General features: G+C 69.8%; 8 protein-coding genes and 3 tRNA genes. 3 read left to right on the top strand and 8 right to left on the bottom strand.

Annotated elements, in window-relative coordinates:
* Window positions 1-40: 40 nt before the first annotated feature.
* Together mreB and AC07DO_RS03155 are read left to right on the top strand one after the other, a co-directional pair.
* Window positions 41-1,078, top strand: a complete 1,038-nt coding sequence (gene mreB / locus AC07DO_RS03160) for a rod shape-determining protein (protein ID WP_150167431.1) — start codon at window positions 41-43, stop codon at window positions 1,076-1,078.
* Window positions 1,079-1,136: 58 nt separating this feature from the next.
* Entirely contained in the window at window positions 1,137-2,795 is a 1,659-nt protein-coding gene (locus tag AC07DO_RS03155) for a GAF domain-containing protein (RefSeq protein WP_479057509.1), read from the top strand.
* Window positions 2,796-2,877: 82 nt separating this feature from the next.
* Here the strand turns inward: AC07DO_RS03155 and AC07DO_RS03150 are convergent, their stop codons facing one another.
* From AC07DO_RS03150 to AC07DO_RS03130, 5 genes are all read right to left on the bottom strand, one after another.
* Window positions 2,878-4,833, bottom strand: coding sequence for an ABC transporter permease (locus AC07DO_RS03150; protein WP_479056624.1), 1,956 nt, complete (start codon window positions 4,831-4,833; stop codon window positions 2,878-2,880).
* Window positions 4,834-4,840: 7 nt separating this feature from the next.
* Entirely contained in the window at window positions 4,841-5,635 is a 795-nt protein-coding gene (modA, locus tag AC07DO_RS03145) for a molybdate ABC transporter substrate-binding protein (protein WP_479056622.1), read from the bottom strand.
* 73 nt (window positions 5,636-5,708) lie between these two features.
* Entirely contained in the window at window positions 5,709-6,107 is a 399-nt protein-coding gene (locus AC07DO_RS03140) for a TOBE domain-containing protein (protein WP_479057508.1), read from the bottom strand.
* Between the two features lie 261 nt (window positions 6,108-6,368).
* The gene (locus AC07DO_RS03135; RefSeq protein ID WP_479057507.1) at window positions 6,369-6,662 is read right to left on the bottom strand and encodes an immunity 53 family protein; all 294 of its coding nucleotides are present in this window, start codon (window positions 6,660-6,662) and stop codon (window positions 6,369-6,371) included.
* Window positions 6,662-9,511: a polymorphic toxin-type HINT domain-containing protein gene (locus AC07DO_RS03130; RefSeq protein WP_479056620.1), complete on the bottom strand. Its 2,850-nt coding sequence runs from the start codon at window positions 9,509-9,511 to the stop codon at window positions 6,662-6,664. The genes AC07DO_RS03135 and AC07DO_RS03130 overlap by 1 nt, the downstream gene beginning before the upstream one ends.
* A gap of 211 nt (window positions 9,512-9,722) precedes the next feature.
* On the opposite strand from AC07DO_RS03130, the gene AC07DO_RS03125 reads away from it, so the two are divergent.
* The gene (locus tag AC07DO_RS03125; protein ID WP_479056618.1) at window positions 9,723-10,778 is read left to right on the top strand and encodes a YihY/virulence factor BrkB family protein; all 1,056 of its coding nucleotides are present in this window, start codon (window positions 9,723-9,725) and stop codon (window positions 10,776-10,778) included.
* A gap of 129 nt (window positions 10,779-10,907) precedes the next feature.
* Here the strand turns inward: AC07DO_RS03125 and AC07DO_RS03120 are convergent.
* The 3 genes from AC07DO_RS03120 to AC07DO_RS03110 all read right to left on the bottom strand — a co-directional run bounded on the left by AC07DO_RS03120 (window position 10,908) and on the right by AC07DO_RS03110 (window position 11,322).
* A tRNA-Ile gene (locus tag AC07DO_RS03120) sits at window positions 10,908-10,984 on the bottom strand.
* Between the two features lie 187 nt (window positions 10,985-11,171).
* Window positions 11,172-11,244: transfer RNA gene (locus AC07DO_RS03115), tRNA-Asn, on the bottom strand.
* 5 nt (window positions 11,245-11,249) lie between these two features.
* A tRNA-Asn gene (locus AC07DO_RS03110) sits at window positions 11,250-11,322 on the bottom strand.
* Window positions 11,323-11,488 lie beyond the last annotated feature (166 nt).

The following is an 11,488-nucleotide window of genomic DNA, read 5'->3' as shown; positions in this document are numbered from 1 at the left end:
CCGACGGTCCGTACGGTCTGCGCTCTCGGGAGGATCTGCCATGACCGTCAGTCTGGAGCAGTTGCGCCGCTGCCACATCGCCGTCGACCTGGGAGCCGCGAGGACCCGCGTGTACGTGAAGGGGGCGGGCCTCGTCGTCGACCAGCCGAGCGCCGCCGCCGTCAACACGCGCACCGGCGCGCTCATCGCGGTCGGTCAGTTCGCCGAGCAGATGACGGGACGTACGCCCGGCTACATCCGGGTGGTGCGCCCCGTCTCCGGCGGCACCGTCGTCGACATCGAGATGGCCCAGCGCATGCTGCGCAACCTGATCGGCGAGAAGCTCCGCCGCACGCTGCGCCGCAAGCCCCGGCTGCGCGCCGCCGCCTGCACGCCGCACGACGCGGACCCGCTGGCCCAGCGTGCCGCGGTCGAGACGATGGTCGGGCTCGGTGCGCGCCGCGTGGAACTGGTCGACACGCTCATCGCGGCGGCCGTCGGCTGCGGTCTTCCGGTGGAGCGTCCCGAGGCGACGATGATCCTCGTCTGCGGCGCCGCCACGACGCAGGTCGCGGTCCTCTCCCTCGGCTCGATCGTGACCGCGGAACGGATTCCCGTCGGCGGCGAGGCCATCGACAACGCGATCGTGCAGCACCTGCGCCACCACCACGAACTGATGCTGCCCTCCCAGTCCGTACGTCCCCTCCAGCTCGCGCTGCGCGGCAACGGCCTCACGCCGCAGGGCCCGGAGTCGACGGAGATCCACGGCAGGGACGTCGCGACGGGTCTGGCCCGCTCCGTCCAGGTCGACACGGCCGCCGTCCGCGACGCCATTCACACCCCGCTGACCGCCGTGCTCGACGGCATCGGCAAGGTGCTGCGCGACTGCCCGCCGGACCTGGTGGCCGACCTCGCGGACCGCGGAATCATGATGGTCGGGGGCAGCGCGCTGCTTCCGGGGCTCGACCAGATGCTGCGGGACGCGACCGGAATGCCCGTACATATCGCGGAACGGCCGGATGTGTGCGCCGTACTGGGGCTCGGTGCGATGCTTGAGGGCAAGATCCAACCGCTGGCGCTGGCGCCCCTGTCCGGCTGAGCCGAACGGCCGACGCGTGCCCCCACCACGACCATGGAGTACGTCGTACGTGACCGAGATGCCCGAAGGTGATGGCGAAGGCGAAGGGGCGGACGCGCCGCAGCCCTCGATGCAGCCGATCCTCGAGGCGGTCCTCAGCGTCGGCACGGACCTCGAACTCCGGGCGACGCTGCAGCACATCGTGGACAGCGCGGCCCGGCTGACCGGGGCCGAGCTCGGCACGTTGGGCGTCGACGCCCCCGGCGCCGGGGGCCCGGCCGAGCTGTTCGTGGCGGGCGGCCCCGGCCGCTTCCCCGACGGCGTGCCGTGCGTACGCCCGACCGCGGACGGCACCGTCATCGACGTACCGATCCACGTCCATGACGACCCGTTCGGCACGCTGCTGCTCGCCGAGAAGGGCGGGGGCGGCCCGTTCACCGACGAGGACCGCCAGCTCCTGAGGGTCCTGGCGAGCCAGGCGGGCATCGCGATCGGCAACGCCCGCCTGTTCGAGGCGGCCCGGCAGCGGGAGCGCTGGATCGAGGGCGCGGCGGCGGTCACCACGGCCCTGCTCACCGGCGAGGCGGCGGCGGACGCGCTGATGACGGTGGCGGACCGGGCGCGGATCCTCGCGGGCGCGGCGGCGGGTGTGATCCTGCAGCCCACGGAGGCGGGCGGCATGCGCATCGTCGCGGCGGCCACGGACGGGGAGCCGCACGGATGGGGAGCGTCGTCACACAGGCGCCCACCGGGTGACGGCACGTCACGCCCCACCGGCCCCCCCGCGGACGCACGCCCCACCGCTACCGCTACCGCCAGCGCCAGCACCAGCACCAGCACCAGCACCAGCACCAGCACCAGCACCAGCACCCAGCCGACCCCCCACCCCCACCACAACGACCTGATCGGCACCACGATCGAACCCGGCAGCGCCGTCCTCACCCAGCTCCTCGGCGGCGAACCCGTCTACATCGACGACTCGGCGACCGACCCCCGCATGACCACGCACGTGCGCGCCCGCTTCGGCCCCAGCATGATGCTGCCGCTTCAGGCGGGCGGCCGCCTCATCGGCACGCTCGCCCTCCCCCGCAGGCGCGGCGCGCCCGCCTACACCTCCGCCGAACGCCTGCTCGCGACCCAGTTCGCCTCGCAGGCCGCGCTCGCCCTCGTACTCGCCGACGCCCAGCAGAGCCGCCGGCGCCTGGCGGTCTTCGAGGACCGCGACCGCATCGCCCGCGACCTGCACGACCTCGTGGTCCAGCGGCTCTTCGCGACCGGCATGATGCTGGAGTCGACGCGCCGCAAGGCCAGGTCGACCAAGGTCGAGACGACCCTCGACCACGCCGTGGACGAGCTGGAGTCCACGATCCAGGAGGTCCGCACGGCCATCTTCGCGCTGCAGCAGCCGCCCGCGGACGCCCCCGCCACCTTCCGGGGCAAGGTCCTGCGCGAGACGGCGGGCGCGTCGGCGATCCTCGGCATCCAGCCGTCCGTGCACTTCGCCGGCGCCGTCGACACGCAGGTCACGGAGCCTGCGGCGGGCCACCTGCTCGCCGCCCTGCGCCGGGCCCTGGCCGCGACGTCCCGCCGCACCGGCGTCACGCGCGTGGACGTCGCGGTCGACGCACGGGCCACACTGCCGGACGGCCGCTCGGGAGTGCGGCTGACGGTGTACGACGACGGGGCCACGGACGGCGTGGAAGCGGGAACGACGGCAACGTGGCAGGCCCCGCTGTAACGAGCGCCACGACACGGCGCAGGCGTCCGCTACAGCAACCACTACGACACATGGGCCCGCAACCACCCCTCCCGCGGCCCCCTCACAACCCCACCACCGACACCTCCGTGGCCTTCACGCTCGTCCACACCTCGGCTCCCTCCATCAGCCCGAGCTCCACCGCGGCCTGCGGAGTGATCTCGGCGACCAGGTCGGGTGCCTCGCCCGAGGTGACGAGGACGCGCAGCCGACTGCCGGCCGTGGTGATCTCACGCACCCTCCCGGGCCACACGTTGCGCGGGCTGCCCGCCGGCTTCTCGCGGTGCAGGGACACGGCCTCCGGGGCGATGACCGCGAGCGCCCGCGCGCCCTCCTCCAGCGGGTCGGCGACGACCAGGCGCCCCTCCCCCGCCAGCGCGAGCGTCCCGTCGGCGGCAGCGGTGCCTGGCCAGGCGTTGCGGCCGAGCATGCGGGCCACCCAGGGCGAGCGCGGGTGCCGGGTGACCTCGGTGGGCGGCGCGTCCTGCAACGTACGCCCTTCGTCGAGTACGAGGACCCGGTCCGCCAGCGAGACGGCCTCGACGGGGTCGTGCGTGACGATGAGGCAGACGCCGCCGAACCCTTCGAGGTGGCGGCGCAGGGTGTGCCGGACGTGGGCGCGGGTGGTCTGGTCGAGGGCGGCGAGCGGCTCGTCGAGGAGCAGCAGCCGGGGGCGGGCGGCCAGGGCCCGGGCCAGGGCGACCCGCTGGGCCTGCCCTCCGGAGAGCTGGGCGGGCCTGCGGTGCGCGAGGTGTCCGACGCCGAGCCGGTCGAGCCACGCCTGTGCCTCGCGCCGGGCGTCGGCACGCCGTACGCCCTGCGCCCGCAGCCCGTACGCGGTGTTGCCGAGCGCGTTGAGGTGCGGGAAGAGCGCACCTTCCTGGGGTACCCAGGCGACCCCCCGCCGGTGCGGAGGCAGACCGGTGACGTCGCGTTCGCCGAGCCGCAGCTCCGCGTGGGCGCGTGGGGTGAGGCCGAGGAGGGCGCGCAGGAGCGTGGTCTTGCCCGCGCCGTTGGGCCCGACGACGGCGATGGTGGTGCCGGGCCGGGCGTCGAGGGTGAGGTGGTTGTAGCCGGTGACGTCGGCGTGCAGGGACCACTTCTCGTCCGTCCCGGCGGCTGTCGCGGGCGGAGCCTCGGGCCCCACCTGCACCGGCCCGCCCTCTTCGTCGCCGCCGCGCACCGGCTCCCGCACCCGCACCGGACCGCCCCCCGCGGTCCACCGCCCCCGCAACCCGACAAGCACGGCCATGGCGATGGCGAGCAGCAGCAACGACAACGACGTCGCCGCCTCCGACGAGTCCTGCAACAGCAGGTACACCTGGAGGGGCAGGGTCTGCGTGGTCCCCGGCAGGTTGCCCGCGAAGGTGATCGTGGCCCCGAACTCACCGAGCGCCCGCGCCCAGGTCAGCGCGGCTCCCGCGGCGAGCCCGGGGGCGACCATCGGCAGGGTGACGGTGAGGAACACCCGTACCGGTGACGCCCCCAGTGACGCCGCCGTCTCCTCGAACCCGGGCCGCAGCCCACCCAGCGCGCCCTCCAAACTGATGACGAGGAACGGCATCGCGACGAACGTCGCCGCGACCACCGCACCCGACGTGTGGAAGGGCAGCACGATCCCGAAGGTGTCCTCGAGCCACGGCCCGAGCAGCCCGCGCCGCCCGAACCCGAGGAGCAGCGCCACGCCTCCGACGGTCGGCGGCAGCACCATCGGCAGCAGCACGAGGGACCGTACGAGTGCCTTCCCCCGGAACTCCACTCGTGCAAGGAGCCAGGCCAGCGGCACCCCGAGCAGGAGCGAGAGCCCGAGGGCCCAGAAGGACACGAGCAGCGAGAGCTTCAGGGCCTGGGTGACCCCGGGAGTCGTCAGATGACTCCCGAGGTCGCCCCACTCGGTCCGGGCGAGGATGCCGACGAGCGGCATGAGCAGAAAGGCGACGGCGAGCACCGCGGGCACGGCGAGCGTGAGCGGCGCGCGGGACCGCACACGGACGCGAGAACGAAGAGGGGGCCGGTTCATCTGTGCGCTACGGCTTCTGGAACCCGGCGTCCCGCAGCATCTTCTGCGCCTCGGGCGTGCTGAGCCACTTCACGAACGCGGCGGCCGCGTCACCGTGTTCGGAGCCCTTGAGGGTCGCGGCCGGGTAGGAGGCGACGGCGTTCTGCGAGTCGGGGATCTCGACGGCATCGACCTTGCCTGGCGCACCGGCGGCATCGGTCCGGTACACGATCCCCGCGTCGGCCTCCCCGAGCTCGACCTTGCTGAGCACGGACCGCACGTTGGCCTCCTTGGAGACCGGTTTGACGTCGACGCCCTGCTTGTCGAGGACCTGCTTGCTGTAACGCCCGACGGGCACGGTGTCATCGGCAAGAACGACCTTCAGCTTGCTGCTGCCGAGATCCTTGAGCCCCTTGACCTTCTCCGGGTTGCCTTCCCGGGTGGCGATGACGAGCCGATTCCTGGCGATGACGGTGGGCTCGCCGGTCTCTCCCTTCAGCCCGTCCATGGTCTTGGTGTCGGCGGTGACGAGCACGTCAGCGGGCGCCCCCTGCTTGACCTGCGCGGCAAGCTCCTGCGACCCGGCGGCGGAGACGGTGATCTTTGTCCCCGGATGCTCCTTCTCGTACGCCTTCTCGGCGGTGGCGAATACGTCGGTGAGAGAAGAAGCGGCAAGGACGGTAAGACTTACATCCTTCTTCCCCTCACTGTCACCGTCGCTGTCGCTGTCGCTCCCGCAGGCGGCGAGCGGAACGAGCAGCGCGGCGGTGGCGGCAGCGGCGGCGGTACGGCGGACGGTGCGGCGGGAGAACTTCGGGGACATGGCACGGCTCCTGGCGAATGAAGAACACGACAAAGCAACGCACTCAGGCACTACTCAGGCACTACTCAGGCACTCACGCACGATCGATGTGAACGCTGGTGGACTTGACCCGAGCCGTGGCCTCGACTCCGACTTCGAGACCGAGCTCCTCCACGGCCTCGCGGGTCAGCAGCGAGACGAGCCGGTGCGGCCCGGCCTGGATCTCGACCTGCGCGGCGACGTCACCGAGCTTCACGGCGGTGACGATCCCGGGAAAGGCGTTCCGAGCAGAGGTATAAGAAACACCCTCATCACCCGCACCCGCACCCTGTCCGACCTCGACAGCGAAGGCGGCAAGATCCCGCCCATCGACGAGCCGCCGCCCACCCTCATCCCGATGCGTGGCGACCCGCCCGGCATCGGCCCAACGACGAGCGGTATCGGGACTGACCCCGAGCAGACGGGCGGCCTGCCCGATTGTGTAGGACTGCATGTGCGACAAGATAAGCGCAATCGCCTCGCAGATGTAAAAGTTGATCCAGATCTCCATGGCAGATGCGCCTAAGCACCCCCACTCCTGGAGGAACCTCCAACCCGAAGCCCGTCCGTCAAACGAGCACACCCAGACGGGCCATGCCGTTCAGCCCCCCCCCGGAGCCACCCGGCCCCGGGGGGGCTTGGCACCAGACGTGACCCGCCTCGCTCAACCCCGTACCAGCATCAGCCCGGATATCCCCATCGTCACGCCCAGCCATCACGCAGGTCCGGCAGCAGCGAATTCGACAAAATAGCCGATCACCCTCTCCAACGAGCATGGATCGCATGCTGCCACAAACTCGCTTCCGTCACTCTTGGCAGAAATCCAAGACCCATCAGCGCACTGCTCTTCCCTCTCGCACGTGCGACCGTAGAGAGCGGTTCGGGCCAGGTCGACAGAGAGGATCCAGCCAGGATTGTCGGTTGTTTCGATTCGAATTCCGTATGAATGTTCCCAGTCTCCGTCACAGACGTCTGCGTACCACTGCTGGAGAACCTTCAAGTTCGACATCATGGGTTCCTTCTAGGAATTTCCCAGGGGGCCGCGGGGACCGCTGATCCATCCGGCAGGTTCACGTGTGGCGTCGGAACTCTCGTCTTGGACTGCTTGTCGTAGTGAGGCTTGCCCTTCACGTCGACTCGCTTTGTCGGAATGAATGGTCGCGGGTCCCGGGGGTCTGACGGCCGATCATAGGATTCATAGTGGTCGATCTCCCCCGTCGTTCCGTCGCGACGGAACGACGTATGAGGTCCTTCCGCGTCCGGGTGCGGACAAAGATTCCCGCCACGAGAATTGTGAACCAGGACCGGCGTAGCGCCCGCCAGCACATAGTACGTGTGCGCATCAGCAACCGTGAGGTTGTGAGCGGTGGCCCGCTGCACGGTTGAACGCTCGATTGCCGAAACACGCGCGTATGCACCGGTGTTCGTTCGCAGCGTCTCCCCCGGCCGCAGGTCCGTGGCCTTGACCCACTCGCCCAACTCCGGCACCCAGAAAGGGTGTCCATCGGTCGCGGTGACCGAGGCGGACCGGCCCTTCGTCCCCTTCTTGCCCGCCGCCTTGATCGTGATCTTGACGAGGTGCTTGACGCCCTTGCCCTTGATCTCGGCGGTCACCGTCTTGATAACGGTCTTGCCGGTCCTGGGATCCGTGGCCAGGACCTTGTCGCCGATGTCGATGTCCCCGATGGCCCTCGTGGTGCCATCGGCCATCAACACCTTTGTCTTTGGAGTGAAACTGTTCGCCAGACAGCTGGCGCCGTCCTCCGCCGCCTCCTCCAGCCTGTCCGCCTTCTTGTCCAGCTTCATCCAGGCCTTGAAGTCCTTGAACAGGCCCTTCACCAAGCCGCCGACCTTCTTGGCGAGGGCCATGCCCTTCTTCCAGTTCCACGGCAGGCCGTACTTCTTGGCGAGTTTGGCCGCTACTCCACCGACCAGGCTCGTCGCGATGTTGGCGATGGTCGCGCCGCAGGAACCCAGACTTCCGGTGGTGAAGCAGTCCAGGGCATCGGTGATGCCGAGTTCGTCCGCGAGGATTCCTGCGAGCTCCTGGGCCGCCCGCTTCATGCGGGTTTCACGGGCGCTGGCTTCCGAGCGGGCGGCAGTCGCCCTCTTCTGCGCCGGAGTCGCATGCACCTGGTAGTACGTGTAGTACGTCTTGGTGACCTTGATGTCCCAGCCGCCGTTGCGGCCGGCCGTGCACTGCACGCCGACCAGGAGGCAGCCGTCGTCCTTGAGGCCCGACGGATCGCTCTTCGTCACCGGGTTGTTGGACGCGTACGCGTAACCGTTGATCTGCTGCGGGTCGTTGAAGTCGATGATGGGGTCGGCGGTGATGAACCGGCCGTTCTCCGGTTCGTACTCTCGCGCGCCGACATGTGTCAGGCCGGTGGACGAGTCGACGGACTTGCCGAGGAACCCCTTGTCGTCGACCCACGGGTCGGTGCCCTTGCCGCGTTCGTTGCCGAACGGGTCCATGCGACGCCGGGTCACTCCGCCCGTCGTCGCGTCGATGGCCGCCGACATGGTGCCCTGGTGGTCGCCGGCCAGGAACTGCACGCCCTTCGTCGTGCGCATCGCCACCGTCTGGGCACCGAAGGTGTAGTAACGCGTGGCGTCGACGGTGCGCGTGGTGGTGTTGAGGTTGAGCTCCATGCCCGGCAGATAGAGCGTGTGCTGGTCCTTCTCCTTGCGGAGAAGCCGTGCTCCGGCGGCGTCGTAGGAATACGCCGTGTCCGCTCCCGCCGCCTGCAGCTTGCCCTCGACGCCCCACTTGAGGTCCTGCGTCGTGCCGTTGAGGACGCGTTGACGGGTGTTGCCCGCCTCGTCGTAGGTGTAGGTGTCCTGGCGGGTGACGGCAGGGTCGTCTCCGGACGCCGGCGTCTTCTCGACGACCTTGGTCAGGGTGTGCGGGCCGCCGTTGCCGGCCGCGTCCTTGCCGTAGGTGTAGGAGCGGGTGACGTCCGGGGCGCCCGCCACACCGTGCCGCACCTGCGACAGTCGGTTACCCGCGGTGTCGTAGTCGAAGGACTGCCAGTACGGGGCAGCGCCGCCGATCGTGCCGCCGGTCGCGCCCCCCGAGCACGCCGCGTCCTGGCGACCCGAGCCGGCCTTGCCGTCCGGGGCATTGGAGGTGGACCAAGCCTCCTTGAGACGCTGCTGCCAGTCATAGGTGAAGCACTGCACGTCGCTCTGACCGCCCTGGGGCGTGTCGGCTATGGACGTGACGTTGCCGGAGTCGTCGTACGAGTAGCTCGCGTCCGCGACGAAGGCGTTGTCGCCGACGATGTCGGCGCCCGCTCCGATGAGTCGGTCGGTGCCCTTCTCGTACTCGTAGAAGAGACGGGGCAGCTTGCCTTCGGTGCCGATCTGCCCGAGGTCCAGGCCCAGGAGCTGGGACGTCGAGGCATAGTGCGCCTTCTTGACGTAGCTGCCGTCCGCCTGCCCGCCCAGCAGTGTCGTCAGCGAGGTGGGGCGCTGCAGGTCGTCGTACGTGTAGGTCAGCGTCTCGCTCGGCAGGCCGCCGGCAGCGGGCAGGGTCTGCCCCTTGATCGTGCCGTCGTTGTTGTACTCGGTGTTGTAGGTGTACGTGCCGCGCAGTTCCTTGTCGGCCGCGTCGCCGAGGGTCACCTGGGTCTGCTCCGGCTGGTACATGTCGTCCAGCTGGGTGATCACCGAAGCTGTGGTGACGGCGCCGTTCTCGTAGCGGTAGCTGCCGTACAGCTGGCCCTTCGCCTTCTTGTCGTAGCTGTTGAGGGTCAGCTTCGTACCGGTGTCGGGCTCGCCCCACCGAGAGGCACCTGTGCGGGCACACCAACCGCAAACGTGACCCAGCCCTGACGCCCACCACCAGCCCTTCACCGCTTTCGGAAGCCCCCTTGACCGCAAACCGGAGGCGCCGGCCCGACCCGGTCGGCCGGTTGCTCGCCGAAGGCCGGTTGGCCGAAACAGGCACAGGTAAGCCCCACACGCCCGCCCCGCCCCCGCCCCACCCTCTGGAGGAACCTCCAAGCCCCGGCCCGCGCGGCCACGAGCAGGCATAGCCGGCCCGAACCGGAGAACTCGCCACCTCATGGCACTCTTCGACGACGACAAGCACGCGCGGGACGAGACCGAGCCCGCCCTCAGTACCGGTCCCGACCCGGAGGTCGAGCGGGCCGCGCCCGACGAGCCCACCGAGTTGCCCGCCCGCTCCTGGTGGGCGGTGCTGCGGCGTACCGGCAAAGAGTTCATGGACGACGAACTCCCCGACAGGGCCGCCGCCCTCACCTACTACGGCGTCCTGTCCCTCTTCCCCGCCCTGCTGGTCCTCGTCTCGCTCCTGGGCGTGATCGGCGAATCGGCGACCCACAAGGTCCTGGACAACCTCCAGGACCTCGCGCCGGGCCCGGTGCGGGACCTGCTCGACGACTCGGTGCGGCAGCTGCAGGACAGCGGCGGCACCAGCGGCGTGATGGCGATCGTCGGCCTGCTGCTCGCCGTCTGGTCGGCGTCCGGATACGTGGCGGCGTTCATCCGCACCTCCAACGCCGTCTACGACCTCCCGGAGGGCCGCCCGGTGTGGAAACTGACCCCGCTCCGGATAGCGCTCACCGTGGTTCTGATGATCCTGCTCGCCATCAGCGCGCTGATCGTCGTCTTCACGGGCCCGCTGGCCGAGCGCGCCGGTGACGCGATCGGCGTGGGCGACGCGGCGCTGACGGCGTGGTCCATCGCGAAGTGGCCGGTCCTGCTGATCCTGGTCGTCCTGATGATCGCCCTGCTCTTCTGGCGGGCTCCCAACGTGCGCGGCCCCGGCTTCCGCTGGCTGAGCCCCGGCAGCGCGGTGGCGGTCCTGCTCTGGCTGGTGGCCTCCGGCGGCTTCGCCCTGTACGTCGCCAACTTCGCCTCGTACAACAAGACGTACGGCACCCTCGCGGGCGTCGTCGTCTTCCTGATCTGGCTCTGGCTGTCGAACCTGGCGATCCTGCTGGGCCTGGAATTCGACGCGGAGCTGGCCCGACAGCGGGCGATCTCCGGCGGCATGCCCCCGGAGGAAGAGCCGTACGTGGAGCCCCGCGACACCCGCAAATGGCCGCGCCGCCGCAAGGCTCGTACCCCAGAAGCACGCAAGGCCACGGAAGCGTGATCCGAGGGCCTCGGGGCCCCGGGCACAGACACGGAGCGGCCATCGATCACCCGGACTTCGCCCGAACGGGCGGCCCCCGGAGGTTTGCGCCGTTGACGCAGGTGGAAACGTTCCTGCGGCCTAGCGCTGTGGTGGGGCGGGTGGGACTCGAACCCACGGCCGACGGATTATGAGTCCGCTGCTCTAACCGGCTGAGCTACCGCCCCTAACGGCGCGTCGCGCACATTTGTGCGCGCCGTCTGCCGCAGCATAGCCGCTCATACGATCTCCTGCTTCGGATGGTCGGCTTCGCTCGACCATGAGGACCGCAAGGCTGCCCGCATGGTTCCATCAGGCGCGGAAGACGCACGAAAAAGGACCCCCGAGAGGCATCGCGGGGGTCCTTCGTCACAGCTCTCCCGACTGGACTCGAACCAGTAACCTGCCGGTTAACAGCCGGCTGCTCTGCCAATTGAGCTACAGGAGACCGAGCTCCCCCGACTGGACTCGAACCAGTAACCTGCCGGTTAACAGCCGGCTGCTCTGCCAATTGAGCTACAGGGGATCGTCTCGTTGCATCGAACGCACCTACCTGGGAACTCTCCGGGCGGCGCGCGCTCGCTGCGACACATACATTAGCGCAAGCAGGGGGGTGCTCCGCCAATCGGTATCCCCCGGTGGATCAGCAGGCGAGCGACAGACGCGTGACAGACGTGCGACAGACGTGCGAA

The sequence above is a fragment of the Streptomyces sp. NPDC045678 genome (genome assembly GCF_056432085.1).
This window is presented reverse-complemented; position numbering and strand designations above follow the sequence as displayed.

What these genes read in the sequence shown, in the direction of transcription:
- mreB (WP_150167431.1), top strand. Translation starts at nt 41, where the DNA reads ATGACCGTCAGTCTGGAGCAGTTGCGCCGCTGCCACATCGCCGTCGAC.
- AC07DO_RS03155 (WP_479057509.1), top strand. Translation starts at nt 1,137, where the DNA reads ATGCCCGAAGGTGATGGCGAAGGCGAAGGGGCGGACGCGCCGCAGCCC.
- AC07DO_RS03150 (WP_479056624.1), bottom strand. Translation starts at nt 4,833, where the DNA reads ATGAACCGGCCCCCTCTTCGTTCTCGCGTCCGTGTGCGGTCCCGCGCG.
- modA (WP_479056622.1), bottom strand. Translation starts at nt 5,635, where the DNA reads ATGTCCCCGAAGTTCTCCCGCCGCACCGTCCGCCGTACCGCCGCCGCT.
- AC07DO_RS03140 (WP_479057508.1), bottom strand. Translation starts at nt 6,107, where the DNA reads ATGCAGTCCTACACAATCGGGCAGGCCGCCCGTCTGCTCGGGGTCAGT.
- AC07DO_RS03135 (WP_479057507.1), bottom strand. Translation starts at nt 6,662, where the DNA reads ATGTCGAACTTGAAGGTTCTCCAGCAGTGGTACGCAGACGTCTGTGAC.
- AC07DO_RS03125 (WP_479056618.1), top strand. Translation starts at nt 9,723, where the DNA reads ATGGCACTCTTCGACGACGACAAGCACGCGCGGGACGAGACCGAGCCC.